This is a genomic window from Amycolatopsis sp. NPDC006131, assembly GCF_040614175.1.
In the GTDB taxonomy this organism is placed as follows: Bacteria; Actinomycetota; Actinomycetes; order Mycobacteriales; family Pseudonocardiaceae; genus Amycolatopsis_E; species Amycolatopsis_E tucumanensis.
The window spans coordinates 1-25,824 of record NZ_JBEXTX010000052.1; the positions used below are offsets into that span (position 1 = coordinate 1).

General features: G+C 70.5%; 25 protein-coding genes and 2 tRNA genes. 15 read left to right on the forward strand and 12 right to left on the reverse strand.

All coding sequences use genetic code 11. The features are described from left to right. The 7 genes from ABZ215_RS24485 to ABZ215_RS24515 all read left to right on the forward strand — a co-directional run. Nucleotides 1-249 (forward strand): aldehyde dehydrogenase family protein (locus tag ABZ215_RS24485; protein WP_354951841.1); only part of this gene is annotated, 249 nt, incomplete at its 5' end. After that, complete coding sequence (locus tag ABZ215_RS24490; RefSeq protein WP_027934342.1) at nt 249-608, forward strand: DUF779 domain-containing protein; 360 nt, start codon at nt 249-251, stop codon at nt 606-608. The genes ABZ215_RS24485 and ABZ215_RS24490, both read left to right, overlap by 1 nt. Nucleotides 609-822: 214 nt before the next feature. Further along, nucleotides 823-2,115: an NDMA-dependent methanol dehydrogenase gene (gene mdo / locus ABZ215_RS24495; protein WP_017984507.1), complete on the forward strand. Its 1,293-nt coding sequence runs from the start codon at nt 823-825 to the stop codon at nt 2,113-2,115. A 63-nt stretch (nt 2,116-2,178) separates the two neighbouring features. Continuing rightward, on the forward strand, nt 2,179-3,210 hold the full coding sequence (locus ABZ215_RS24500; protein ID WP_027934344.1) for a MoxR family ATPase: 1,032 nt from the start codon (nt 2,179-2,181) through the stop codon (nt 3,208-3,210). A gap of 9 nt (nt 3,211-3,219) precedes the next feature. Beyond that, nucleotides 3,220-4,722 carry a VWA domain-containing protein gene (locus ABZ215_RS24505; RefSeq protein ID WP_354951843.1) on the forward strand — a complete coding sequence of 501 codons (1,503 nt, stop codon included), beginning with the start codon at nt 3,220-3,222 and terminating at the stop codon, nt 4,720-4,722. Next, nucleotides 4,719-5,594 (forward strand): mycofactocin oligosaccharide methyltransferase MftM, encoded by an 876-nt coding sequence (gene mftM, locus ABZ215_RS24510; protein ID WP_020420250.1) that lies wholly within the window; start codon nt 4,719-4,721, stop codon nt 5,592-5,594. The genes ABZ215_RS24505 and mftM overlap by 4 nt, the downstream gene beginning before the upstream one ends. A gap of 29 nt (nt 5,595-5,623) precedes the next feature. After that, a complete protein-coding gene (locus ABZ215_RS24515; RefSeq protein WP_027934347.1) occupies nt 5,624-6,238 on the forward strand; it encodes a GPR1/FUN34/YaaH family transporter in 615 nt (204 codons plus the stop codon). A 36-nt stretch (nt 6,239-6,274) separates the two neighbouring features. On the opposite strand, the gene ABZ215_RS24520 is transcribed toward ABZ215_RS24515, so the two are convergent. The 3 genes from ABZ215_RS24520 to ABZ215_RS24530 are packed head-to-tail and all read right to left on the reverse strand — an operon-like array spanning nt 6,275 to nt 9,615. Further along, complete coding sequence (locus ABZ215_RS24520; RefSeq protein WP_027936198.1) at nt 6,275-6,922, reverse strand: response regulator transcription factor; 648 nt, start codon at nt 6,920-6,922, stop codon at nt 6,275-6,277. Then, on the reverse strand, nt 6,922-8,259 hold the full coding sequence (locus ABZ215_RS24525) for a histidine kinase (RefSeq protein WP_345070715.1): 1,338 nt from the start codon (nt 8,257-8,259) through the stop codon (nt 6,922-6,924). Before ABZ215_RS24525 ends, ABZ215_RS24520 begins: the two co-directional genes overlap by 1 nt. A 3-nt stretch (nt 8,260-8,262) precedes the next feature. Next, entirely contained in the window at nt 8,263-9,615 is a 1,353-nt protein-coding gene (locus tag ABZ215_RS24530; RefSeq protein WP_354712399.1) for an iron-containing alcohol dehydrogenase, read from the reverse strand. Nucleotides 9,616-9,827: 212 nt separating this feature from the next. Between ABZ215_RS24530 and ABZ215_RS24535 the strand changes: the two genes are divergently transcribed. Next, complete coding sequence (locus ABZ215_RS24535; protein ID WP_354951846.1) at nt 9,828-10,895, forward strand: HoxN/HupN/NixA family nickel/cobalt transporter; 1,068 nt, start codon at nt 9,828-9,830, stop codon at nt 10,893-10,895. 13 nt (nt 10,896-10,908) lie between these two features. Here the strand turns inward: ABZ215_RS24535 and ABZ215_RS24540 are convergent, their stop codons facing one another. Beyond that, entirely contained in the window at nt 10,909-12,435 is a 1,527-nt protein-coding gene (locus tag ABZ215_RS24540) for a TROVE domain-containing protein (RefSeq protein ID WP_354951848.1), read from the reverse strand. Nucleotides 12,436-12,739: 304 nt separating this feature from the next. Here ABZ215_RS24540 and ABZ215_RS24545 point away from each other — a divergent pair, with 304 nt between their 5' ends. After that, nucleotides 12,740-13,951, forward strand: a complete 1,212-nt coding sequence (locus ABZ215_RS24545) for a cytochrome P450 (RefSeq protein ID WP_354951850.1) — start codon at nt 12,740-12,742, stop codon at nt 13,949-13,951. Nucleotides 13,952-14,406: 455 nt separating this feature from the next. Continuing rightward, nucleotides 14,407-14,553, forward strand: coding sequence for a hypothetical protein (locus ABZ215_RS24550; protein ID WP_354951852.1), 147 nt, complete (start codon nt 14,407-14,409; stop codon nt 14,551-14,553). A 233-nt stretch (nt 14,554-14,786) separates the two neighbouring features. Here ABZ215_RS24550 and ABZ215_RS24555 read toward each other — a convergent pair. Beyond that, nucleotides 14,787-14,859 (reverse strand) — tRNA-Lys (locus ABZ215_RS24555). A gap of 173 nt (nt 14,860-15,032) precedes the next feature. On the opposite strand from ABZ215_RS24555, the gene ABZ215_RS24560 reads away from it, so the two are divergent. Further along, complete coding sequence (locus ABZ215_RS24560; protein WP_354951854.1) at nt 15,033-16,223, forward strand: Ig-like domain-containing protein; 1,191 nt, start codon at nt 15,033-15,035, stop codon at nt 16,221-16,223. 273 nt (nt 16,224-16,496) lie between these two features. Here the strand turns inward: ABZ215_RS24560 and ABZ215_RS24565 are convergent. The 4 genes from ABZ215_RS24565 to ABZ215_RS24580 all read right to left on the reverse strand — a co-directional run bounded on the left by ABZ215_RS24565 (nt 16,497) and on the right by ABZ215_RS24580 (nt 19,118). Further along, nucleotides 16,497-16,572: transfer RNA gene (locus ABZ215_RS24565), tRNA-His, on the reverse strand. A gap of 72 nt (nt 16,573-16,644) precedes the next feature. After that, nucleotides 16,645-17,253: an oligoribonuclease gene (gene orn, locus ABZ215_RS24570; RefSeq protein WP_084506149.1), complete on the reverse strand. Its 609-nt coding sequence runs from the start codon at nt 17,251-17,253 to the stop codon at nt 16,645-16,647. A gap of 83 nt (nt 17,254-17,336) precedes the next feature. Further along, nucleotides 17,337-18,263, reverse strand: a complete 927-nt coding sequence (locus tag ABZ215_RS24575; RefSeq protein ID WP_020420214.1) for a trypsin-like peptidase domain-containing protein — start codon at nt 18,261-18,263, stop codon at nt 17,337-17,339. Between the two features lie 75 nt (nt 18,264-18,338). Then, nucleotides 18,339-19,118, reverse strand: a complete 780-nt coding sequence (locus ABZ215_RS24580; RefSeq protein WP_354951856.1) for an rRNA adenine N(6)-methyltransferase family protein — start codon at nt 19,116-19,118, stop codon at nt 18,339-18,341. Between the two features lie 247 nt (nt 19,119-19,365). Between ABZ215_RS24580 and ABZ215_RS24585 the strand changes: the two genes are divergently transcribed. Beyond that, complete coding sequence (locus ABZ215_RS24585; RefSeq protein ID WP_354951858.1) at nt 19,366-20,313, forward strand: DNA-3-methyladenine glycosylase 2 family protein; 948 nt, start codon at nt 19,366-19,368, stop codon at nt 20,311-20,313. A 78-nt stretch (nt 20,314-20,391) separates the two neighbouring features. On the opposite strand, the gene ABZ215_RS24590 is transcribed toward ABZ215_RS24585, so the two are convergent. Beyond that, complete coding sequence (locus ABZ215_RS24590; RefSeq protein ID WP_354951860.1) at nt 20,392-20,712, reverse strand: hypothetical protein; 321 nt, start codon at nt 20,710-20,712, stop codon at nt 20,392-20,394. Between the two features lie 451 nt (nt 20,713-21,163). Here ABZ215_RS24590 and ABZ215_RS24595 point away from each other — a divergent pair, with 451 nt between their 5' ends. Both ABZ215_RS24595 and ABZ215_RS24600 read left to right on the forward strand, forming a co-directional pair. Beyond that, the gene (locus tag ABZ215_RS24595; RefSeq protein WP_235716212.1) at nt 21,164-21,865 is read left to right on the forward strand and encodes a M50 family metallopeptidase; all 702 of its coding nucleotides are present in this window, start codon (nt 21,164-21,166) and stop codon (nt 21,863-21,865) included. Nucleotides 21,866-21,916: 51 nt separating this feature from the next. Further along, complete coding sequence (locus tag ABZ215_RS24600; protein ID WP_354951862.1) at nt 21,917-23,158, forward strand: aldehyde dehydrogenase family protein; 1,242 nt, start codon at nt 21,917-21,919, stop codon at nt 23,156-23,158. 64 nt (nt 23,159-23,222) lie between these two features. Here ABZ215_RS24600 and ABZ215_RS24605 read toward each other — a convergent pair whose 3' ends face one another. Together ABZ215_RS24605 and ABZ215_RS24610 are read right to left on the reverse strand one after the other, a co-directional pair. Then, the gene (locus ABZ215_RS24605; RefSeq protein ID WP_354951864.1) at nt 23,223-24,431 is read right to left on the reverse strand and encodes a tyrosine-type recombinase/integrase; all 1,209 of its coding nucleotides are present in this window, start codon (nt 24,429-24,431) and stop codon (nt 23,223-23,225) included. Beyond that, nucleotides 24,418-25,389: a helix-turn-helix transcriptional regulator gene (locus ABZ215_RS24610; RefSeq protein WP_354951866.1), complete on the reverse strand. Its 972-nt coding sequence runs from the start codon at nt 25,387-25,389 to the stop codon at nt 24,418-24,420. The genes ABZ215_RS24605 and ABZ215_RS24610 overlap by 14 nt, the downstream gene beginning before the upstream one ends. A 217-nt stretch (nt 25,390-25,606) precedes the next feature. On the opposite strand from ABZ215_RS24610, the gene ABZ215_RS24615 reads away from it, so the two are divergent. Beyond that, nucleotides 25,607-25,813 carry a helix-turn-helix domain-containing protein gene (locus ABZ215_RS24615; protein WP_354951868.1) on the forward strand — a complete coding sequence of 69 codons (207 nt, stop codon included), beginning with the start codon at nt 25,607-25,609 and terminating at the stop codon, nt 25,811-25,813. Nucleotides 25,814-25,824 lie beyond the last annotated feature (11 nt).

Consider the following 25,824-nt stretch of genomic DNA (forward strand, 5'->3'; position numbering starts at 1 on the left):
ATGGGGCACGGCGCGATGCCCGGGATGTCCGGCGTGGGCAAGTCCAACGTGCTGGGCGGCGACGCCGGGGACGTCAGCTACCCGTACATGCTGGCGAACTGCTACCACGCCTACCCGGCGCACGCGGCGTTCGGCGGCTACAAGAAGTCCGGCATCGGGCGCGAGACCCACAAGATGATGCTGGACCACTACCAGCAGACCAAGAACCTGCTCGTCAGCTACTCGGCCAAGAAGCTCGGCTTCTTCTGATGGTGCAACGGGTCTCGATGACCGGGGCCGCGGTCGCCCTGCTGCGCCGGCTGATCGAGCAGCACGGACCGGTGATGTTCCACCAGTCCGGCGGCTGCTGCGACGGCAGCGCACCGATGTGCTACCCGGACGGCGAGTTCCGGGTGGGCGACTCGGACGTGCTGCTCGGCCACGTCGGCGACGGCACACCGTTCTGGATGAGCGCCGACCAGTACGCCTACTGGCGGCACACCCACCTGACGGTGGACGTCGTGGCCGGGCGGGGCAGCGGGTTCTCGCTGGAGGCGCCCGAAGGCGTGCGCTTCCTGATCCGGTCCCGCCTGCTCACCGACGAAGAACTGGCCCTGCTGGACAACTGAAGAACCGCGAAGAAGGCCCGGACCCCGCGTCCGGGCCTTTTTCGCGTCCACGGGCACCTGTCCGATCGGGCAGGTGCGCGCCCCGCCGGTCGTGCGGAGTCGCGTGCCGGGCGAGGAGTATTGCGCCACAAGCGTTTCCGCGCCGTGCCAGGGGAGCTAGCTTCGGTGTGCGCGTCACCACAGTCGCTCGTCGCGCAGGAAGGAAAAGTGCGTCATGCAGGTCGACGAATTGCTGAAGCCGTTCCCCATCAAGGAGTTCCACCCGTTCCCGCGGGCGCTCCTCGGCCCCGGGGCCCACGAGATGATCGGCCCGGAGGCGCTGAAGCTGGGCTTCAAGAAGACGCTGGTGATGACGAGCGGGCTGCGCGGGTCCGACATCGTCCACAAGATCACCGAGTCGATGAAGTACCACGGGCTCGAGGTCGTGCTCTACGACAAGGTCGAGTCCAACCCCAAGGACTACAACGTCATGGACGCGGTGAAGCTGTACCAGGAGAACAAGTGTGACAGCTTCGTCTCCATCGGCGGCGGGTCGTCGCACGACGCCTGCAAGGGCGCCCGCATCTCGGTCGCGCACGACGGTCGCAACGTCAACGACTTCGAGGGCTTCAACAAGTCCGAGAACCCGCGCAACCCGCCGCACATCGCGGTGTCCACCACGGCAGGCACGGGCTCCGAGACGTCCTGGGCCTACGTCATCACCGACACCACCACCGACCCGGACAACCCGCACAAGTACGTCGCGTTCGACGACGCCTCGGTGGCGACGCTGGCGATCGACGACCCGGTGCTGTACTACAGCTGCCCGATCGACTACACCGCGCAGTGCGGTTTCGACGTGCTGGCGCACGCTTCCGAGCCGTACGTGTCGCGGCTGAACTTCGAGCCGTCGCTGGGCAACGCGCTGCGGGCCATCAAGCTCACCGCGGAGAACCTGCGCCAGGCCACCTGGAACCCGAGCGAGCTGTCCGGCCGTGAGGGCATGATGTACGCGCAGTACATCGCCGCGCAGGCGTTCAACTCCGGCGGGCTCGGGATCATCCACTCCATCTCGCACGCGGTCAGCGCCTTCTACGACACCCACCACGGCCTGAACAACGCGATCGCCCTGCCGCGCGTGTGGGCGTTCAACATGCCGGTGGCGTACAAGCGGTTCGCCGACATGGCCGAGGCGATGGGCGTCGACACGCACGGCATGACCGACGTGCAGGCGGCGGACGCCGCTCTGGCGGCCGCGATCCGGCTGCTGCGCGACGTGGGCATCCCGGAGAAGTTCACCGACGTCACCCAGGACAGCTACTCGAAGAACCGGCTCGGCCAGGGCCCGACGAAGTTCTACGAGCAGGCGAGCGTCATCAAGGGCGACGACGAGGACGTGGACCGCATCACGAACCACGTCCTCGGCGACGCCTGCACGCCGGGCAACGCCAAGGAATGCACCTTCGAAACGGTCCGCCCCGTCGTCGATCACTGCATGAACGGCGACCTGGACGACCTGCTCAGCTGACTCAACTGCCGGGGGCGGGCTGGACGGGGCCGCCCCCGGCACCCCTACCGAGGAGGGTTTGGCGTGACCGCATTCGACTCCGTCGAGGAGGCGGGGAAGGCGCTCGCGGCGCAGGGTTACCTGACCGACGACCGGCTCGCGACGATGGTGTTCCTGATGACCCGGCTGGAGAAGCCGGTGCTGCTGGAGGGCCCGGCCGGCGTCGGCAAGACGGAGCTGGCCAAGTCGCTCGCCGCGGCCACCGGGCGGCGGCTGCTGCGCCTGCAGTGCTACGAGGGCCAGGACGAAGCCAGCGCGCTCTACGAGTGGGACTACGGCAAGCAGCTGCTCTACACCCAGATCCTCCGCGAGAAGATCGGCCAGCTCGTGGCCGACGCGCCCGACCTGCACGACGCGGTCGACCGCATCGGCGCGCAGGAGAGCGTGTTCTTCTCCGAACGCTTCCTCGCCGCGCGCCCGCTGCTGGAGGCGGTCCGCTCCGAGGAACCGGTGGTGCTGCTGATCGACGAGATCGACCGCGCCGACGAGGCGCTGGAGGCGGTGCTGCTGGAGATGCTGGGGGAGTACCAGATCTCGGTGCCGGAGATCGGCACGTTCACCGCCCGCAACCGCCCGTACGTGATCCTCACCTCGAACAACACCCGCGACCTCGCCGCCGCCCTGAAACGCCGCTGCCTGCACCTGTTCCTCGACTACCCGTCGGCGGAGCGCGAGCTGGACATCGTGCGCAGCAAGGACACCGGCCTGCCCGAGGCGCTGGCCCGCCAGCTCGTGGAGATCGTGCGCGGCCTGCGTGAGCTGGAACTGCGCAAGTCGCCCAGCATCTCGGAGACCATCGACTGGGCGCGCACGCTCGCCGTGCTGGGGGTCGACGAGCTGACCGCGCCGGTGCTGTCGGACACCGTGTCGGTGGTGGTGAAGTACGACAAGGACGTGCGCAAGGCCCTCGAAGCCCTGCCGCGGCTGGTCGACCCGAACGCCGAGGTGCCCGAGACCCTGCACGGCCACGGACACGGGCACGGCCACGGCCACTCGCACGAGGCGCCGAAGGTCAGCGCCGACCGCGGCAGCCGGTCGTTCGGCCGGCGGTCCTAGGGACACGCGATGGAGGCCAGTCTGCACCGGTTCGTGCGGCTGCTGCGGCTGCGGGACGTCCGCATCTCGGTGCCGGAGACCATCGACGCCCTGCGCTGCGCGGCCGAGCCCGGCATCCTCGCCGACCGGGCCGTGCTCAAGGAGGCGCTGCGGCTCGCGCTCGTCAAGGACCACCGCGACGACCCGGCGTTCGACGAGATCTTCGACGCCTTCTTCGCGCTGGTGCGGGTCGGGCCGTCCGAGCACGGGCACGGCCACGGGCACAGCCACGACGACCTGTCCGACACCGGCGAGCTGGAGAGCTTCACCCTCTCCGAGGAGCCGAGCGAGACCCCGCAGCAGGGGCACGAGCACGGCAAGCCCAGCGACATCCGGGACTTCTTCGACCAGTCGGACCTGGCGCAGCAGTACAACCTGCACCAGGAGGCCAACAAGATCGACCTCGCCTCGATGACCGACGAGATCGTGTTCTCCACGGACAACGCCGTCGCCGGCGACGCCGGCTACCGGGTGCAGCTGGACACCGACCGCCTGCACGGCGCGGGCGCGCCCGGCCGGCTGTCCCAGGAGACCGGCACGAAGGTGGACGCCGAGCTGAGCATCGCCGAGCAGGACGCGCTGCTCGGCTGGCTCGAACAGGCCGCGGACGGCGACGAGGACGACGCAGCCCAGTTGCGCCGCCGCCTCGCCGGGGTGCTGGAGAACCTGCCGGAGGCGTTGAAACGGCACCTGGAAGCGTTGCTGGAGCTGGAGAACACGGTCGTCGAGACGCGGGAGAAGCGGGCCGCCCACGTCGACCAGGCCAGGGAGAGCGAGCGAGCAGAACTGGAGGAGTCGTTGCGCCGGCTCGCGTCGTCGCTGCGTGGCGCGCTGACGCACCGCAGGCGCATCGCCAGCGCGGGCCGGGTCGATCCGGGCCGCACCATGCGGCGCAACATGCGCTTCGACGGCATCCCGTTCAGCCCGGTCACCGTGCGGCGCGCGGAGGACCGGCCACGGCTGGTGGTGCTCGCCGACGTCAGCCTGTCCGTGCGGGCCACCGCGCGGTTCACCCTGCACCTGGTGCACGGCCTGCAGAACCTGTTCGCGCAGGTCCGCTCGTTCGCGTTCGTCGACGACATCGCCGAGACCACCGAGCTGTTCGCCGAGCACCCGGTGGAGCGCGCGCTCGGCCTGATCTTCGGCGGCGACGTCCTCGACGTGGACGCCAACTCGAACTACGGCGCCGCGTTCGGTGAGTTCCTGGCCGAGCACTCGTCGGCCGTGACCCGCCGGACCACCGTGCTGGTGCTGGGCGACGGGCGGGGCAACGGCAACGACCCGAACCTGGGCGCCTTCGCCGAGATCTCCCGCCGCGCGCGGGAGACCATCTGGCTCACCCCCGAGCCGCGTTACTCGTGGGGCCTGGGCGGCTGCGACCTGCCCGCCTACGCCGAGTACTGCAGCAAGGTCCGAGTCGTCCGCGATCTGTCCGGATTGGACCGCGTCGCGCTGGACCTGGTGACCCGATGACCGCCGCGCTGGACCCGCTCGCGCCGTTCCCGGTCGCCGAGTACCTCGACGACCTGGTGCGCGTGGTGCGCGCCGAGGACGACGGGCGGTCCGCGGTCGTGCGCACCCCGCACTTCCGGCTGCACCGCGCCGGGCGGCGCATCGAGGTGAGCCACTGCTTGCGTCCCGACCAGCTGCACAACGGCCTGACCGCGCTGCTGATCGACGAGCTGTTCACGCCCGGCTGGCTGTGCGGCCAGGACATCTTCGAGCGCGTGTTCTGCGGCGTCGTCCGCAGCACCGTGCCCGACCCGGCCCGCGCCTGGGAAACCTTCTACGCCAACACCCTGGAGCACCTGCGCGATCCCCGCACCGCGCCCGGACTGATCGCGGGGATCGCGCCGGTGTACGCGCGGGTGCTGCGGCTCGTGCCGCCGGGCAGCGTGCTGGACCTGGGCTCGTGCTTCGGGTTCCTCGCGCTGATGCTCGCGCAGCGCCCGCGCACGACCGTGATCGCCTCCGACATCGTGGCCGGAACCATGCGGGTGCTGGAGACGGTCGCCGCCGCCATGGACACACCGCTGCGCACGATGGTGTGCGACGCGGCGCGGGTGCCGCTGCCGGACCGGTGCGTCGACACCGTGACGGTCGTGCACCTGCTGGAGCACCTCGATCCCGCGACCGGCGCCGCGGTGCTGGCCGAGGCCCAGCGGCTGGCCCGGTCCCGGGTCGTCGTCGCCGTCCCCTTCGAGGAGGTCCCCAACGCCGACTACGGTCACGTGCGCCGCTTCGACCTCGCGACGCTCACCGGACTCGGGTCGGCGAGCGGATGGCGCCACCGCGTCTCCGGTTTCCACGGTGGCTGGCTGATCCTGGACCGCCGTCCCGCCTGACCGCGTTACCGCTCAACGAGGAGCACACGATGACCACTGCCGTTGCCACCGAAGCCCCCGTCCGCACCGAGATCACGGGCGATCCGGCCCTGATCGGGGTGCCCACCTTCATCGTCGGCGCGATCGCGCTCGGCCTGGTGCTGACCGGTTACGTCCCGGCCGGCGCCGTCGGCGCGTCCATCGCGATCATCCTGCCCGCCACCGGCCTGGGCCAGCTGGTCGCCGCCGTCTGGGCGGCCGCGCTGGGCCAGAACGCGGTGGCCGCCGTCTTCGGCGTGTTCACCGGTTTCTGGCTCAGCTACGCCGCGCTCGTGCTCGGCCTGATCCACGGCTGGTTCGGCATCACCGCCGACGCCGCGGTCGCCACGCAGGGCCTGTTCCTGATCGCCTGGCTGGTCACGGTGGTCCTGCTGACGCTGGGGACCCTGCGCCTGCCCGCCGCGTTCACGCTGTTGTTCACGCTGATCGACATCGCGCTCGCGCTGGTGCTCTACGGCACCGTGAGCGGTTCCACCTCGGCCACCACCGCAGGCGGGTACGTCGTGTTCGCCTTCACCGCGGTCGGCGTCTACCTGTTCGCCGGCGCCCTGTCGACGGCGACCGGCGGTCGCGGCCTGCCGCTGGGCCGTCCGGTCCTGCGCTGAGGCCGGGGCACCGGGCGGGCCACCCCGCCCGGTGCCTCAGATCAGGCCCCGCTTGCTCGCCTCGTACACCACTTCCGCGCGGCTGGAGGCGTCGATCTTGCGCATGATGTTGCGGACGTGGAACTTCACCGTCGTCTCGGAGATGAACAGCCGCGAGCCGATGTCGCGGTTGCTCAGCCCGCGTGCGAGCAGCTCCAGGACCCCCTGCTCGCGGCTGGTCAGCACCGGCTCCTCGGGCGCGGTGCGGATCGACCGGACCATCGCCGAAGCGGACCGCGAGTCGAACGCGCTCTCGTTGCGCGCCACCGCCCGGATCGACGACACCAGCCCGGTCGTGTCCACGTCCTTGATCACGTAACCGCGTGCGCCGCGGTGGATCGCCTCCACCACCAGCGCGTCGTCGAGGAACGTCGTCAGCACCAGCACCCCGAGGTCCGGGTACCGGGCGGTCAGCTCCGAGCAGATCTCCAGGCCCTCGGTGTCGGAGCCGGTCGACAGCTTCAGGTCCAGCAGCACGATGTCCGGACGGGTCCGCTCGACCACCGCGCGCGCTTCGGCCGCCGTGGCCGCCTCCCCGATGACGGTGATGTCCTCCTCGCGCTCCAGGATGGACCGCAACCCCTGCCGGACGATGGCGTGGTCGTCCACCAGCACGATCTTCAACGTCCGCTCACCCGTGATCATCACGCCGCCTCCGTGTCCAGCGGCAGCGGTATCTCCAGCAGCAACAGGATTCCCCCGATCCGGGACCGCCGGATCGACAGCGTCCCGCCCAGTTCCTCGGTACGGGCCCGCATGTTCGCGAGCCCGCGGTGCGCACCCGCCAGGTCCGTCGCCGAGGACAGCCGCAGCATCCGGCGCAGCTGCGCCGGATCACCGTCCCCGTCGTCGGCGATGGACAGCCGGATGGAGTCCGCGCGGTAGTCCAGCCGGATCCGCGCGCGGGCCGCGTTGGTGTGCATCACGGTGTTGAACAGCGCCTCGCCGGTGATGCGCAGCAGCGAGTGCTCGGCCTCGCCGGGCAGCGGGACCGGCTCGCCGTGCACCGACACGCTCACCGTCAGGTCCGTCGGCAGGTGCACTGTGGACAGTCGTTCCAGCAGCACCGGCAGCGAGCCGGACGGCTCGGACTCGGAGTGGTGCAACGCGTAGATCGCCGCGCGCAGCCGTTCCACCGCGTGCCGGGTCAGGTCCTTCGCCCCGGTGAGCTTCTCCCGTAGCGCAGCGAGGTCCGCACCCGGCTCGGTCATCTCGGCGCGGCAGATCTCGATCATCATCCCGGCCGATAGGACGTCCTGCGTGACGCTGTCGTGCAGCTCGCGCGCGATCCGGTGCCGCTCGTCGTCGAGCGCCTGCCGCTGCATCACCTCGATCAGCCTGCGCTGCGTCTCCTGCAGCTCGGCGTTGCGGGCGGCCAGGTCGCGCGCCTGCTGCTCGGCCGCTTCGGACAGCGCCTCGGTCCGCCCGCGCAGCTGCATGGTGGCGTGCACGAGGTAGGAGTTGTGCAGCGCGACCGCGGCCTGGTTGGCCAGCACCCGCAGCACCGCCAGGTCGGTGTCGGCGATGTCCATGCCGGGCGCGGGCCGGGCGGCGATCCCGCCGACGGGCTCGCAGTCCAGGGTCATCGGCACCCGCACCCCGGACTCGGCGGGGTCCCCGGCCTCCCACGGCCTGCTCCGCAGGATCCGCAGGTGCGCGAGCGCGTCGGGCGGGAACAGCCGCTCGTCCTCGACCAGCTCGCCGCCGGTGAGCAGCAGGAATCGTGGCCGCGCCGCCCGCAGCGCGCCGTCGGCGACCGCGAACAGCAGCCAGTCCGCCTGCACGTGTTCCGCCGCGGCCCGCACCACCGCCTCGACCAGCGCCCGGGGGCCTTCACCGGTGCGCACCAGCGCGCGGGAGATGCGGTCGAGGGCGCCGACCGCGCGCTCCAGCCGCTCCGCCGTGCGCACGTACTCCGGGTAGAAGGACCGCTTACCCGACCGCACACCGGTCAGCGCGCCGAGGTAGTTCTCCGTCGTCATGGTCTACAGCGCCTGCCGGAACAGAGCCGCCACGTCCGCCGCGCTCGCCGTGCGCGGGTTGGTCGCCAGGCACGCGTCCTGCAGCGTGGTGCGGGTCAGGGTGTCGATGTCGGCCTCGGTGACGCCGAGCGCGGCCAGCCCCCGCGGCACGCCGACGGCGTCGGCCAGCTCCCGCACCCGGCAGGCGAACAGCTCGGCCACCTCGTCCGCGGGCTTGCCGGCCACGTCGATCCCGGTCGCCGCGGCCAGCGGGACGAACCGCTCCGGCTCGGTGGCAGCGTTGAAGCGGATCGCGTGCGGCAGCAGCACGCCGTTCAGCACGCCGTGCGGGGCGTCCAGCAGGCCGCCGACCTGGTGACTCATCGCGTGGGTGATGCCGAGGATCGCGTTGGTGAACGCCATCCCGGCCTCCAGCGCGCCCTGCGCCATCGCGATGCGCGGGTCGGCCGCCCGTGGGTGGACCATCGTGTGCAGCAGGTTGCGGGTGATGAGCGTGGCGGCGTGCAGCGCGTGCTGATCGGTCAGCGGGTTGTGCGCGCGGGACACGAACGACTCGACCGCGTGGGTGAGCGCGTCCAGCCCGGTCGCCGCGTTCAGCTCGTCCGGCATCGTGATGAGCAGGCGCGGGTCGACGATCGAGATGTCCGGGACCAGCGTCCGGCTGATGATCGTGATCTTGGTGTGCTGCGTGGTGTCGGTGACGACCGCGAACTGCGACACGTCCGCGCCGGTGCCGGACGTCGACGGGGCCATGACCAGCGGCGGGATCGGCTGCACCACCTTGTCCACCCCGGCGTAGCCGAGGATCGTGCCGCCGTTGCCGGACAGGATCGCCACGCCCTTGGCGGCGTCGATGCACGACCCCCCGCCGACCGCGATGATCACGTCCGCGCCGACCGAGGCGTACTGCTGGTAGGCGGCCTCGATCTCGTGGTCCTTGGGGTTCGGGGTGACACCGGAGAACACCACCGGCCGCAGCCCGGCCAGCCGCAGGTGGCTCTCCGCCTCGTCGACCCAGCCGGCCTCGATCAGGCCGGGGTCGGTGACGACGAACGGGCGCCGCGCGCCCACCCGCAGCGCGGCGTGGCCGAGTTCGGCGAGCGAACCCGGGCCGAACACGACTTCCGGCACGTGGAACTTGGCCAGCTCAGCGGGCTCGGACCGGGTCCGTGCGACGCACGGTCCGGTGAGGCGCTCGGACTTGTCGAGGACCCTGCCCGTCACGGCGACCTCCCGCGGCTCACGGTCCCCGCGGCGGCGCGGCGACCGCTCCCACGGTACGTGACGGGGGCTGTCCGCGAGAACAGCGCCGGCCACGGCGCCGGGCAGTTTCGGCAGGTCGGACAGTCGTGGCATGGGGTGCTCCTTGTCCTTCGACCGCCTCGACGCTACCCCCTGAGGTGACGGCCGACACACTGTCCGGGTGGCTGCCCGCACCTGTCCGATCGGACAGGTTCTCACCCCTTGACCGGCGCCGTCCCCTCCGATCGGGCAGTGCCGCCGCCGGCGCCCGGCTGCGACGGTGCTGGTACCGGCGACGAGGCCGGGTGCGGCGGAGGGAGCGGGACATGGCGGTCCTCGACCGGCAGGGCAGGCGCAGCATCACCGGGATGGCCGTGACGGTGGCCCTGTTGCACGTGATCGGCTGGGGCACGCTGATGCTGCTGGTGGTGCCCGGCCACTACGCGATCGGGCAGGCGGGGGTGTTCGGCGTCGGCCTCGGCGTCACGGCGTACACCCTGGGCATGCGGCACGCGTTCGACGCCGACCACATCGCCGCCATCGACAACACCACCCGCAAGCTGATGATGGACGGCAGGCGCCCGCTGTCGGTCGGGTTCTGGTTCTCGCTCGGGCATTCCAGCGTGGTGTTCGGGCTGTGCCTGCTGCTCGGGCTCGGGGTGCGGGCGCTGGCCGGGCAGGTCACTTCGGACGGCTCGACGCTGCACGCCGTGACCGGCCTGATCGGCACGCTCGTGTCCGGCGGGTTCCTGCTGCTGATCGGGGTGCTGAACCTGGTGGCGCTGCGGCACATCGCCGCGGTGTTCCGGCGGATGCGCGCCGGCGACTACGACGAGGCCGAACTGGAGCGGCGGCTGGACGAGCGCGGTTTCCTGAACCGGATCCTGGGCCGGGTCGCGCGGTCGGTGCGCAAGCCGTGGCACATGTACCCGCTCGGCCTGCTGTTCGGGCTCGGGTTCGACACCGCGACCGAGGTGTCGCTGCTGGTCCTCGCCGGTGGCGCGGCGGCCTTCGACCTGCCCTGGTACGCGCTGCTGACGCTGCCGGTGCTGTTCGCGGCCGGGATGAGCCTGCTGGACACCGCGGACGGGGTGTTCATGAACTTCGCCTACGGCTGGGCGCTGGTCACGCCGGTGCGGAAGGTGTTCTACAACCTCACGGTCACCGCGTTGTCGGTCGCGGTCGCCCTGGTCATCGGCGGCATCGAACTGCTCGGCCTGCTCGCGGAGCGGCTGAACGTGACGAGCGGACCGCTGGCCTGGGCGGCGAGCATGGACCTGGCCGACGTCGGGTACCTGCTGGTCGGCCTGTTCGCGGTCACCTGGCTGGTCGCGCTCGTGGTGTGGCGCGCCGGGCGGATGGGGCAGCGCTGGGCGCCCGAGGCCGCCGACTGACGGCGGCCCCGGGTCAGAACGGCCAGCGCGCGACGCGGCCGGCTTCCAGCAGCGGGATCATCCGGAACGCCGCGTCGGTCAGCCCGCCGAACGTGTGCCGGTTGCCCAGCCCGGACGGCGTGCCGCCGTAGCGGTACCCGGCGACGTTCCACACGTACAGCGGAACCCGGCGCGGCAACCCGGCCGACGCGTCCGCCGTCGCGGACTGCTCGTCGGTCAGGAGGACGACCCGGTCGTGGCGGCGGTAGTGCCTGCGCACCGCCGCCGCGGTGTTCGTGGCCGAGTACATGTCGAGGCTTTCCACGAACGGCAGCAGCGCGCCGTCACGCGGAACCTCGACCTCCCGGCTGTCCCAGCCGAACACCACGACCGTCGGCTTCTCCGCCCGCACCGCCAGCGCGCACCCGAACACGGCCGCCTGATCGGCGAACGTGACGGACGAGCGCCGGTCCCGCGTCCACATGGAGGCGGACCGGTCGATCAGAATCAGCGTCCGCCCAGGCAGGGCGGGCACGTTGGCCAGTGACGCGTCCAGGGCACGCTCCAGAGCCGCGTGCCACCGCGACCGCGCGGAGCGGTAGGCGGACAGGAACCGGAACGGGAACTGCCGCGACCGCGCCACCTGGTCCGGATCGGCGAGCCGCGCCGCCACCTGGTCGGCCACCTCGTCCGGGATGCCGGCCTGGTCGAAATTCCGGAGGTTGCGCAGGAGCGCCATGTACCCCATGCCCGGGATGACGGCCTGCCAAGCCTCGGCGTCCAGCGGCCCCTGCAGCCACCCGGCCAGCGCCTCCCACGTCATGCCCGCCGCGCGCAGCTCCGCCGGGTCCAGTGCCGCCCGGCGCTGGTCGGCCGGGAGCGCCATGAGCGCCCGCCGCCGGGTCAGCACGGTCAGCTCCGGCGGCGGCGAACCGTCGCGCAGGATGTGCTCGAAGAGCGCGTCCTGCACGGCGTCCCGCGGCGCCGGGTGCACCAGCCGCAGCACGTCGGCGAACCGCACGCCGCGGTTGCCGCTGTCCCACTTCAGGAAGGACCGCTCGCCGTACAGCACGCGCACCGCGTCGGCGATCCCGCGCTTGACCGGCTTGGGCAGGCGGCGGCCGTACCGCGCGAACCAGTACGCGATGAGCTCACCCGGCTCGTCCGCGCGCTGCAGGACGCTCGTCACCACGGCGCGGTTCGACGGACCGTCGTCCACGCGGTTGTTCAGGCGTGCCTTGACGAACTCGGCCGCGCCGACGAGCGACGCGGAGCGCATGTTCGCCTCGGTGCGCAGCCAGCGCAGGAACCGGGCCGTCCACTGTGGATCGTCCAGGGCGACGCGGCGGACCAGGCCGGCGTACCGGCTGTCGCGGTCGTCCGCGGCCTCGTAGAAGGTGTCCTCGCCGACCATGTTCGCGACCGCGAGCAGGAACAGCTCGGACTTGGCGTCGCGGATGTGACCGGCGCCACCCTGGTGGTTGACGAGTCCGGGCACCGCGACCGTGACGATCGGGGATCGGGCCGCCGGTCTTCGGCGGAGCAGGTTGAACTTGGACATGCCGGCCTCGCAGGGGGAAGGGGAGAGCCGGCGACCTCGGACAGGCCCGAGAAGGGAGTCGGTGAAGGTCTTCACCTCCCGAGGGGAGGGCAGGAGTCGAACCTGTGGACCAGAAGTAACCCTCGCCTGCGCACCGGGCCTGTCCGAAGTGGCCGGCGTGCGGAGATCAGCATACGAGCGCCGCGCCCTGGCACAAACCGGTTTTCCGCTCCCGGTGACGCTGCGTGCCCGGCAGTGGATCACACTAGTCCGGATGGAGGCTTTTCCTTGCCCCGAGCTGGGCGAGTGTGGATTGTTGAGCGACGTGAGCCAGCCCAGTGATCCGGCGACCGCCGACCCGGTGCGGGACCGAGCCCGGACCTTCGACCACCTCGACCCGGCCCAGGCCGCGACGATCCACGAGACGCTGGCAGCGTTCCGCAAGACGTGCCCGGTGGCGCACAGCGAGGCGCACGGCGGGATGTACGTCGTGACGAGGTTCGACGACCTGCGGCACGTGGCCCGCCACGGCGACACCTTCTCCTCCGCGGCCGAGGTCGGCGCCGTGGTCGTGGCGCCGGAGACCGGCGGGGTGATCGCGCCGCTGTTCGAGCAGGACCTGGAGGAGCACGCGGGCTGGCGCCGTCACCTGCAGCCGTTCTTCACTCCGCCCGCGGCGGCCGCGCACGAGGACTACATCCGGCGCGTGGCGCGGGAAGTCGTGGCCGGGCTGGCGCCGCGTGGGCAGGCGGACCTGGTGCCGGACCTGTGCGCGAAGATCCCGCCGCTGGTGATCGCGTCCCTGCTGGGACTGCCGGAGGAACAGCGGCCGACGCTGGCCGCGCTCGTGCACGGCCTGGCGGCGGCCGACAGCGCGGCGGCCGCGGAGGCGATCGGCCGCGAGTACACCGAGTTCCTGCTGGCGCACATCCGCTCCCGCCGCGGCAAGACCGGATCGGACGTGCTCACGTCGGTGGTCAACAGCGAGATCAACGGCAGGCTCGCGAGCGACCACGAGCTGCTGAAGTTCGCGTTCCTGCTGATCGCGGCGGGCAACCTGACCACGACCGACCAGCTGGCCAGCATCCTGCTCGAACTCGCGCAGGACCCCGCGCTGTGCCGGCGGGTCGCCGCCGAGCCGGGGCTGATCCCGCAGCTGGTGGAGGAAAGCGTGCGGCACGAGTCGGCTGTCGCCGCGACCGGCCGCACGGTCGTGCGCGAGACGGAGCTGGCGGGCGTCCCGCTGCGCCCCGGCGACCGGATGCTGCTGACGTGGGGTTCGGGCAACCGCGACGAAGAGCACTTCCCGGACGGCGACGAGTTCCGGCTGGGCCGCCCGCGCCGGCCGCACCTCGGCTGGGGCGCCGGCGCCCACCGCTGCCTCGGCCTGCACGTCGCGCGGGTCGAACTGCGGGTCATCTGCGAGGAGTTCCTCGCGGCGATCCCGGAGTTCACGCTCCCGGAGGGCTTCGAGCCCGAACGAACCTACGGCGTCATCCGCGGTGTGAAAGCGCTTCCGGTGACCTGGCCCGTCTAGGTCGTACCCTCCGCCCGCCGCGAGCGGCCCAGCGTGATGAAGAAGCACTCGTGGCACTCGAACCAGATGTTGTGGCAGGAGCCGACGAGCACGCCCGTCAGGTGTGTGTCCGAACCGGACTCGAAGACCTCCCGCCGAGCGCGACATCCGGCCCGTCCACCTCAACACGAGAGATCACGACGACCGCGGGGCGCTGACGACCACCGGTGGCGGCGAACACCGCAGCCGCGAAGGCTCGGAGCGGCAACGGATCGCACGGGCAACGAGACATGCGGAGAACAAGCTCAGAGACGGCTCCTTGATCGTCAGACCGGATCCGGACAGATCAAGCCCGACACCAAAGCCGTGATGGTGGGGGAGAAGGGGCTGGAGGAGTTCCGTGAGCAAGTCGATCTGGGCAATCGGAGCGGGACGTCTCTCGACACCTACGAGCAGCGCTGGCGCACACTCGTGGGGTGCCGCGGATCGAGGGGCTGTCGATCTCCGAACTCACGGCAGGGCGTGATGAAGTCCTGGACATCTTCGTGAAGGCGGACGGTGCGAAGATCAACGAGGGTAACAGCGCCAACGCGCTCCGTGGCGTTCCGCTGGCTCCGACGTGACTGGCGAGCCTTCCGCAAGCGTCACGGCATCGGCGACTGGTTCACGCCTCGCACGTTCCGCCGGACGGCGGCGACGCCGGTCACTGACGCGCTTCCGGGTGTCGCAAACCACAGGCACCACGGGGGCCGCAACCTGCCGTCCCGGCGGTGGTGCTCGGCGTGCTGGACGTCGCCAAGAAACAGCACCAAGATCAGAAAGCAAAAACCCCAGGCCCTAGGACCTGGGGTGACTGTGCGCCATCAGGGACTCGAACCCCGAACCCGCTGATTAAGAGTCAGCTGCTCTGCCAGTTGAGCTAATGGCGCTTGCTCCGGCCGCCTGGTCTCCCTGGCGACGAAGAAAAGATTAGCACGCCTCCGAGGGCCCCTTCACGGAGGGTCCCCAATCACGTTTTGGCAGGTCTGGCCCCTGTGTGCGCGAAGATCGGGCAGACTGGGAGCAGGAAAACGAAGCGGGCGATCTTCACCTGATTGGGGGCATGATGCGGCGTTCGGTGGTGGCGGGCAGATGGGCTTGCCTGGTGTTGGCGGCTGGGCTGCTGGCCGGCTGCACGACGGAGCCGGCTGGTGGCGGGCAGGGGGCGCCTGCGTCGCAGTCGGCCGAAGCCGCCCGTCCGGCGTCGCTCGCGGTCGTGCCCTCCTCGGGTGCCGCTGACGTCGCGCCGGGGGAACCCGTTTCGGTGAAGGTTGCCGACGGCAAGTTGACCGAGGTCACGCTGCGCAACCCCGAGGGTGAGGCCGTGCCCGGCGCGCTGTCGGCGGATGGTTCGTCGTGGGAGTTCGCGGACGGGCTCGGCTACGGCAAGCAGTACACGTTGACCGCCGTGGCGGTGGGTGCCGACGGCAAGCAGGTGACGTCGACCTCGACGTTCACCACCGTCGCGAAGCCGCGGAAGACCATCTCCGTCTCGTTGAACATGCAGGACGGGGAGACGGTCGGGGTCGGGATGCCGTTGATCTTCACCTTCAACTCGAAGGTGGCGGACCGGGCGGCGGCGGAGCGGGCGGTGAAGGTGGTGACGGAGCCGGTCACCGAGGGCGCGTTCCGTTGGATGAGTGACAGCCAGCTGATCTGGCGGCCGAAGGACTACTGGGTGCCGGGCACGAAGATCTCGGTGGACGCCGCGATCTACGGGAAGTCGCTGGGCGGCGGGGCGTACGGGCTGGAGGACCGTGCGGCGAAGATCACGGTGGGCGACCGGGTGGAGGTGCTCGCCGATGGTGGTTCGCACCAGGCGAGGGTGTTGGTGAACGGCGCCGAGGTGCGGTCGATGCCGATCTCGATGGGCAAGCCGGGGAACACCACGCCGGTGGGGACGTACACGGTGATGAGCGAGCACGTGGGCTACACGATGGACTCGGGCACGTACGGCGTTCCCGCGGACACGCCTGGTGGTTACCGGACGTTCGTGCAGTACGCGGTGCGTTTGTCGAACAGCGGGATCTTCTACCACTCGGCGCCGTGGTCGGTGGGTTCGCAGGGGCGGCGGAACGTGAGCCACGGCTGCATCAACTTGTCGACCGACAACGCGAAGTGGCTGATGGACTTGTCGAAGAAGGGCGACCTGTTCACGGTCTCCAACAGCGGAGGCCAGCCCCTGGAGCCGACGGACGGCTGGTCGGTGTGGCAACTCCCCTGGTCAGCCTGGACAACCCCCACAACAAGCTGACAGCCCAACCCAGGCCCCAGCCCCGCAAGCCAGCGACAGCGGGGCTGGGCTCACCCCCACCCGAGGCGACCTAGCGAGACAGGTGCGGAGGTCACCAAACCCCACGAGGTCGACCAGCGACCGAGTAGGGGCACACGCTGGTCCCCGCCTTTCGTGCCCAGCGCTCGCCAGGGTGAGGAGCTCGCACCGTGGGGGCCCGGGGGCTCGGCCCCCGGACGAAATGACGAACCCCACCCGGCGAGGCCGCGAAGCGACCGAGCAGGGTGGGGCCATTGGGGTGAGTGACGGGACTTGAACCCGCGACTTCCTGGACCACAACCAGGTGCTCTACCAGCTGAGCTACACCCACCATGTGGGGCGTCTTGCGATCGCCACCAGCCGGGATATCGTAGCGTGCCCGTCGCGGGGGCCTCGCGGGGGGTCAGTTGCTGTGTTTGCGCTGCACTTCGGCGGCCGCGGCGCGGGCGTCGTCGCTGCTGGGCCCTGGCATGGGCACGAACGCGGTGCGCCGGTAGTAGTCGAGTTCGCTGATGGATTCCTTGATGTCGGCGAGGGCCCGGTGGGCGAGGCCTTTCTCGGGCTTGGCGTAGTAGACGCGCGGGTACCAGCGGCGGACGAGTTCCTTGACCGAGGACACGTCGACCATGCGGTAGTGCAGGTGGGCGTCGAGGGCGGGCATGTCGCGGGCGATGAAGCCGCGGTCGGTGGCGATCGAGTTGCCTGCGAGCGGCGCGCTGTTGGGTTCGGGGACGTGGGCCCGGATGTAGTCGAGGACGCGTTGTTCGGCTTCCTCGAGGGTGGTGACGGAGCGGCGGACCTCGTCGGTGAGCCCGGATTTGGCGTGCATTTCGCGCACGACGTCGGGCATGCCGGCGAGGGTGTCGTCATCGGCGTGGATGACGATGTCGAGGCCGTCGCCGAGGATGTTGAGGTCGGCGTCGGTCACCAGGGCGGCGATTTCGATCAGGGCGTCCTTCGCGAGGTCCAGCCCTGTCATTTCGCAGTCGATCCAGACAAGACGGTCGGTCACCGGGAAACCCTAACGCGGGCCGCGTGCGGGGACCGCCCGGCACAGCGGAACGGGCCGCCCCGACCGCGGCCCGTTCCGGTGTGTCAGTTGTTCTCGATCTGCTGGATGATCGTTTTGGCGTCGTTGATGGGGATGGCGAAGCCGATGCCGACCGATCCGGCGGAGGTCGACGAGGGGCTGTAGAGGGCGGAGTTGATGCCGATGACCTCGCCGTTCATGTCGACGAGCGGGCCGCCGGAGTTGCCCTGGTTGATGGACGCGTCGGTTTGGATGGCGGTGTAGCTGGGGCTGTCGCTGCTGGTGTCGGCGGTCTGTCCGAAGGGGGTGTCCGGTTCGCCGCTGGAGATGTCGGAGAGGTCGCGGTTGAGGGCGCTGACGATGCCCGAGGTGACGGTGTTCTGCAGGCCGCCGGGTGAGCCGATGGCGACGACTTCTTCGCCGACCTGCACCTTGCTGGAGTCGCCGAGGGTGGCGGCGGTGAGGCCGCTGGCGCCCTCGGCCTGCAGGACGGCGATGTCGGCCTTGGTGTCGGCGCCGACGACGCTGGCCTGGTACTTGGTGCCGTCGGACAGGGTGATGGTGACGTCGCCCACGGCGTCGGACACGACGTGCGCGTTGGTGAGGATCTTGCCGTCGGAGCTGAGGATGACCCCGGAGCCGATGGCCTCGCCTTGGCGGGTGGTGACGTTGACCTGCACGACGCTGGGCAGCACCTTCGCGGCGACGGCGCTGACGTCGGTGTTCGTGGTACTGGACACCGTGGTGGCGGAGGCGGCCGAGCTGGTCGGCGATCCGCTGTCGAGGCCCACGATGGCAGCTCCGCTGGCGCCGCCGATGACCGCCGCGGCGAGGGTGCTGGCGGTGACGAGCGCGGCGACGCGCTTCTTCTTGGGCCGCGGGGGCGTGAGCACCGGCGCGGCCGCGACCGGCTGCTGGTAGTAGGGGTGGCTGTAGGTCGGCGGGACTCCGCCGGCCTGGCTCGCCCGGAACTCGTTCTCGTTCATGCCCATGAGGTTCGTCCCCGTTCTTGTGAGAATCCTGTGGAGCAACCCAGAAATCCCCTGAGAAGAATTTCCTGAGAGTTCTCAGTCGCGGATCCGTTTCGGCAGGGCGGGCCAGGCGCGGCTGGGGGACAGGTGGCGGGCGAGGTGCGCCCAGCGCTGCGGCGTGACGGTGCCCGCGGGCTCCGTCGGCTGGATTCCCACGTGGCGCAGGGCGCGCCGGTCGAACAGCAGCTGCGCCGGCGCGGTGGGATGGCGGTAGGCGGTGGACAGCACCGTCCACAGTGCTCGTTCGGCCGATCGGGGGAAGTCGGTGCGGCGGATTGCCAGGTGCGCGGAGTCGACGCGGGGTGGCGGGGAGAAGTGCCGCGCGCCGACCCGGGACACCAGTTCGAGGTCGAAACGGGCGGCCCACCACGCTTGTTCGAGCCGGCTGGGCACGCTGGCGCAGATCCGTTTGGCGAAGCCCCATTCGACGAGCAGTGCCGCGCGGTGGAGCGCCGTGGGGCCGGTGAGGACGCGGCGGAGGATCGTGGTCGACAGCGCGTACGGGATGTTGGCCACGAGGTGGAACCGCCGTCGCGGCAAGGGAATGTCGCGGACGTCGGCGTGCACGACGCGAACGTTCGGCCGATCACCGAATCGGGTGGTCAAGCGGCGCACGAAGTGTTCATCTCGCTCGACAGCGAGAACACGTGCGCCGGTGGCGGCGAGGTGGCGGGTGAGGGCGCCCTGGCCGGCGCCGATCTCCAGGACGAGATCGTCGCCGCCGATGGCGCAGGACTGGACGAGCTGTGCGGCGATCGCCGGTGTGGCAAGGAAATGCACGCCGGCGGACCGCCCGGCACGAGGTGCCGAGGGCATGGGTACTCCACGTCATGAGAGCGGGCAGGAGCTCATGACGCAGCGACTGGCGTTGTGGTGGCTGGAAAAGCCGAAGTGTGCGAGGCAGCCGCTGCGTTAGGCGCGCCGCAAGCGGGCGAACACCACGCAGGACTGCAACAAGGTACCCATGGCTCCACCGTAGCGAGGCCGGCAACTGCTTTTCCCGGAATTGTCGGTGGGTCCCGCTACCGTCGTCCCATCATCGTCCGACCGAAGGAGAGCAACGATGACGAGCAGTGTGACGGGCACCGTCGAGATCGCCGTGCCGGGGCCGTTCGACCTCACGGCGGCGGCCGGTTTCCTGGAGGGGTTCGCGCCCGCGTCGCGACCGGATGCGGCGGAGGAGCCGGGCACGCTCCGGTTCGCCTTCCCGTTGCCGGGCGGGTGGGTGCACACCGGGGTGCGGGTGCGGCAACGAGCGCCCGGATCGGTCGAAGTGTCAGTGGTGGCGGGGGAAGCCGATGTCGCCGAGGCCGCGCGGCACGTGGCGCGGATCCTGTCGCTCGACGTGGACGGCTCCGGTTTCGCCGCGGTCGGCGAGCGTGATCCGGTGGTGGGTGCGTTGCAGGCGCGGTACCCCGGGTTGCGGCCGGTGTTGTTCACGTCCCCGTACGAGGCCGCCTGCTGGGCGATCATCGGGCAGCGGATCCGGTTCACGCAGGCGGCTCTGTTCAAGCAACGGATCGCCGAACTGCACGGCAGGCAGCTCGATGTGGATGGGCGTCCGTTGTGGTCGTTCCCGGCGCCGGCGGAGTTGCTGGAGATGCCCGCGCCGCCGTGGCTGCCGGAGATCAAAGTGGACCGTCTGCGCGTGGTCGCCGAGGCCGCGCTGACCGGTGTCCTCGACCCGGCTGCCCTGCGCGCCGCGGACCCCGCGGACGCCCTGGAGACGTTGCGGGCCTTGCCCGGCATCGGAGCGTTCTCGGCGCAGCTGATCCTGATCCGCGGTGCCGGGCACCCGGACGTCTTCCCCGCCGACGAGCGGTACCTGCTGGAGGAGATGCGCCACGCCTACACCCGCCCCGCCGCAACGCCTGCGGAACTAACGTCGATCGCCGACGCGTGGGCCCCGTACCGCAGCTGGGCGGCCCTGTTGTTCCGCGTGGCCCGCGACCGCCGCTCGAAACCCGCAGCAGCGGCGGCGACGAAGGAGGCGCCGACGCAAGCCGCCTGAGCCCGGCCGCCCTCCCCGCGCCAGCCCTCACCCAGCCCCGCCCGACAGCGGGCGCCCGCTTGCGACGATCTGGGTGGGTCAACGAGCCTTGCCGTTGCCGTTGCCGTTGCCGTTGCCGTTGCCGTTGCCGTTGCCGTTGCCGTTGCCGTTGCCGTTGCCGTTGCCGTTGCCGCTGCCGTTGCCGCTGCCGCTGCTGTTGGTGTTGGCGCCGGCGTTGGCGTTGCCGTTGCCGCTGGCGTTGGCGCTGGCGTTGCCGCTTCCGTTGGCGTTGCCGTTGCCGCTGGCGCTGGCGTTGGCGTTGGCGTTGCCACTGCCGCTGCCGCTGCCGCGCTTCGGTGCCGTCTTTCGGTGCCCGTGCCCGGTGCCGGTGCCGCTGCGCTCGGTGCCCGGTGCCGGCATCGGGCACCGGCGCGGTCGCGACATCGATGGCTCCCGGTGCCGGCGCCCGCCCGCGTGCGGTGCAACCAAACCACCGCACCTCGCAGGGTGCGGTTCCCGCTCGTGGGCGGCGTTCAGCTGAGCGGCCGGGTGCCGCCTGGTGCCCCAGCCCGGCCCCGTGGCCCGCTCGGCAGCCCTCCGGCCACTCCGCCAACGGGACGCCACCTGCCCGCGGCTGGGGCGCCGCAGCGGTGCCGGGCTGTGTCATCGGTTGCCGGCTCAGCCGACGGTCTCGCTCAGCCGCGGAACCCCCGGCGGGGCAGCTTCGGCGCCATCCCCACAACGGCACCACGCCGCCCCGCCCATCCCAACTACCAGTGAAGGAGCTGTGATCACGATGGGGGTGATAACAGGGAGCGCACTTCACATGTGGTGAGCTTCGCGCGTGAACGAGGCGACGGCAGAGCTCGACGTGCTGGCGGGTCTCTTCGGGGCGCAGCCGGATCCGTCCATCCCGGTGCCGCTGGTCACCGGCGGTGTGGCGCTCCTGCTGGTGTTGTCCGGCGCGCCCTGGCGGATGGCCCGCAACGTGATCACCATCGTCCACGAAGCGGGCCACGCGTTGATCGCGGTGCTGGCCGGGCGCCGGTTGCAGGGCATCAAGCTGCACTCGGACACCTCGGGCGTCACGGTCTCGCGGGGCAAGCCCGAGGGGCCGGGCATGGTCCTGACCGCGCTCGCGGGCTACCCGGCCCCCGGGATCCTCGGCCTGGCCTTCGCCAGCCTGCTGGCCGCGGGACGCATCACGGTGCTGCTCGCGCTCGCCGCGTTGCTGCTGCTCGGCGTGCTGGTCATGGTCCGCAACGCGTACGGCGTGCTGTCCGTGGTGCTCACGGCCGCCGGGCTGGCGGTGGTCGCGCTCGTCGCCGGGCCGCAGGTTCAGGCGTGGTTCATCTACCTGATCACCTGGTTCCTGCTGTTCGGCGGGCTCCGGCCGGTCATCGAGCTGCAGATCAAACGACGGCGCGGCGCGGCGCGGGACTCCGACGCCGACCAGCTCGCCCGGCTGACCGGTGTGCCGGCGGCGCTGTGGATGCTCATGCTCGGCGTGCTCGCGGTCACTTGTCTCTTCGTCGGCGGCGCGTGGCTGCTGGAACCCGCGCTGCAGCCCTGACCTGCCCGTGCGGCACACTGGAGGCTCCCAGTTCCCAGCGTGGAGGTAGCGGTGTCCGACGAGGTGGCGAAGGCTGTTGAGGAGTGCGCGCGGGCGGCCAAGGCGGCGTCCCCGTCGTTGGCCACCGCGTCCGACGAGGCCATCGACGCGGCCCTGACCGCCATGGCGAACCGCCTCCTCGACGCGCGTGAAAGCGTCCTGGAGGCCAACCGGGCCGACGTGGCGCGGGCGCAGCAGGAAGGCATGAGCGCCGGACTGCTCGACCGCCTCACGATCACCGAGGAGCGGCTCACCGGCATGGCCGAGCAGCTGCGCCTGCTGGCCGGCTCGCCCCACGGCGAGCGCGAGATCCCGGTGAAGGAGCTGTCCGACGGCCTGCGGCTGGTCGAGCGGCGCCGTCCGGTCGGTGTGATCGGCGCGAACTACGAAGCCCGGCCCAACGTGACGGTCGACGTGGCGTCGCAGCTCGTCAAGTCCCGCAACGGCGGGGTGCTGCGCACCGGCTCGGCCGCGCTCGGCTCGGCCCAGCGGCTCCTGGAGGTCGTCATCGCCCCGGCGCTGTCCGAGGCGGGCATCGACCCCGCCGTCGTGCAACTGGTGCCGCGCGTCGAACGGGAGGCCGCGGCCGCCCTGGTGCGGTTCCCGGACCTGGTGCCGCTGGTCATCCTGCGCGGCAGCGGCGAGAGCACCCGCGCGCTCGCGCTCGAGGCCGCCCAGCACGGCGTGCGCACGCTCGCCCACGCCGACGGCGGTGGCGTGCTGTACATCGACGAGGCTGCCGACGCAGGCAAGGTTCGCGACCTGGTGTTCAACAGCCTCGACCGGCTGGGCGTCTGCAACCGCCTCAACCTGCTGCTCATCCACTCCGCGGTGCACGACCAGCTGTGGCCGGTCATCTCCGAGGCGCTGGCCGAGCGGAAGGTGACGCCCTCGCTGCCGCCGCACGAGCACGCCATCGGCTACGAGTGGGCGCTCGACTCCGACCACGAGGCCACGGTGACCGTCGCGCAGGTCGCCGACGTGACCGAGGCCGTGTCGATCGCCAATGAGCAGACCTCCGGCCTGGCGGCGGGCATCGCCACCGAGGACGCCGGAACCGCCTCGGCCTTCCTCGACGGCTACACCGGCACCGGCGTGTTCTGGAACGCGCCGACCCGCCTGCTGGACGGTTTCAAGCTGCTGGCCGTGCCCGAGACCGGCATCAACCTGGACAAGGTGCCGGGCCCCCGCGGGCCGGTCACCTACACCGACCTGTACGTGCGCCAGTACGCGGTCCTGCCCGACGGGCGGTGACCTCGGGAAACTCGAATCGGGACCTGTGGTAACCGAAGGGGATTTCTGGGACTGTTATCGCAGCTCAGGCGGTATCCGTTACCTCCTCGCTGGGAGCGTCTGAGGACCCCTGGTTGTCGAGGTTCGTCCCACGGTCCGTCCCACGCCGTCCCACGGGCTCGACGGCAGACAGCGGGGCGCGCTCGCCGAGCGCCGCGAGCATCTTCGTGCGAGCCTCTCGCGTCTCCTGGACGTACCCGGCCAGCTCATCGAGGTCGGCGTGGCCCATCACGCGCTGGACCGCGAACACGTCGGCGCCGCCCTCGATGGCGCGGGTCGCGAAGCCGCGGCGGGCCGCATAGCCGCTCTTCGGCGTCAAGCCCAGGTCGAGGGCGGCCTCGCGCAGCCGGCGGCTCAGCACGTCCGGGTTGATCACTCCGCCGCGCACGTTGCGGAACACCAGCTCGCTCCCGCACTCGGCGTTGTCGGTGTGCGGGATCCCGCAACCTGCGTGCAGGTCGCGTCCCGCGATCCGACGCTTCGCGATCTCGATCGCCTTCGCGGTCAGCGGCACACGCCGCTCGTCGCCGTCCTTCGGCCGCGGCCGGATCGCCCGCCGACGCCGCACGTACACGTTGACCACGGTCAGCCAGCCGCCCTCAAGGTCGAGCTGATCCGCGTGCATCCCGGCCAGCTCACCCGGGCGAATACCGGTCTCCAGGATGAAGGCCGTGGCGTCCGCGTGGGCCGCGTTGAGCTTCGGCGCCAGCTTCGCCGGCTCGTCGGGCTCGAGGTACTTCTTGGCGCGCTTCCGCCGGGGTGGCAGCTTCACCCCGGCGACCGGCGACGCGTCGAGGATGTCCCTCTTGTAAGCCGCGTTCACCGACACCTGCAGCACGCCGAAGATGCCGCGCACGTAGTTCGCCGAGTGCCCCTGCCGGAACAGCTCGTCCACCCACGCCTGAACGTCGACGCGCTTGATCCCGTTCAACGGCACGTCGCCCCACCGGTCGAGCACGAACTTGTCGGCGATCCGCTGCTGCTCGATCGCGGTGTCCGAATCCTGCGGCCGGTCCGCGGCGAACGTCTCCCACCACGTCGCCCAGTTCGTCCTCGCCGAGAGTTCCCCGGTGGTCGCCGCGGCCTTCCGCTTGGCCTTCGCTTGGGCCTCGATCGCAGCGTCTCGCGCGTCGGACTTGCGGTCGAAAGTGCCAGGGACGCGCCGCTTCCGGCCGTCGGCGTCGACGTACAGGCCGCGCCAGCGGCCGGACGGCAGACGTTCAGTGCTCGCCATGGTCGGCCTCCTCGTGCAGCTCCTTAAACTGGTCGGCCGCTATTTGGACCTGCTCCCAAAGCGCCAAAGCCTGCTTCCGGTCGCTGTCGTAGCGCTCGCGGCGCATGCGCGCTACCGCCTCATTGCCCGGCGACGGATCCGTCGCGGCTGTTTGCTCAGCGCGCAGCATCTGGAAGTACGCCGATTCGACGGTGTCGAAGTACTCGTTATATGCGTCCGCGATCGATCGAAACTCTTTCCATGCTTCCCCGACAGGCACCGTCATGAGCTCGATCTCACGGGGGGTGTCGAGACTGCCGACGCTAGGAAGCCCGATCGCGCGATGTGCCTCGGCTCGTTTGGCGCGGATCGTGGTCCACGTCTGACGAACGAGGTCTTCGAGCGCGGGAACGTCAAGCTCGGCAAGTAGTTGTTCGATCTTGACTTGTGGGCTCTCGGCCTTTGCCACTGTCGCGTCGGCCATGATCTTGGCGGTGGTCGTGAGTTGGCCAACGCTGGTACGCGCCGTTGCGGCTGAGGGTTGGGTCTCGCGACCTGCTTCCGGGAGGCCGTACCTCTTGAAATCCTCCTTGGTGACCACAGCGATCAGGTAGTAGACGAACTCATTGAACTCAGCTGTTGAAATTGACTCCCGTCGTAGGTCTGTTGCCCACTCCGCATAGTTGGCAACGAAGGCGGCATCCAGCGTGGACGCGTCACCTGTGATGAGCGTGGTCGAAGCCCCCCGCGGCCAACCCAAAGCATTGTCGAGCGCGGCTAGTGTCTTTGGTCGGTATGAGTCAGATTGCCCATTCTCGATGCGGCGCAGAGCAGCTGCGGAGGGGCCGCCGAACCTCTCGGCTACGTCCTCCTGCGTGATCCTCAGAATCTGTTCGCGACGGCGGCGCGCGACGATCCCCAGCGTCTTGACGCCGGGCTGGAACTTCGGCCTGTAGTCGGTCGAGTCCTGATCGCTCACTGTCCCTCATTTTCGATCGTTATGGACACTTGAGGACACTAGTAGACACCAGCTGTGGCCGCGCCGCAACTAGTGATCGCTCATACCCGCTCAAAAAAGGCCTCCGCGTCTCGAAATCGGACACCGCTCACGACACGCCGTGCACCTAGTTGGCGGTTGACCGCTTAGTTAGCTACTGTGTGCGGACACCCGGACTGATGGGAGGACCTACCAGACCATGTCTGACACGACACCCGACCCGATCTATCGGCCCCAGACGGCGGCCGACTATGCGGGTTGCAACGTCAAGACGATCTTGCGAGCCCTACGCAAGGGCGAGCTGATCGGGTACCAGCGGGTGCCCAACGGCGCGTGGCGCATCTACCAGGAGGACCTCCACCGCTGGATTCGCGCCGAGCGGCCGAAGGCTCGGCGGGCGGCTTGATGTCTACCAAG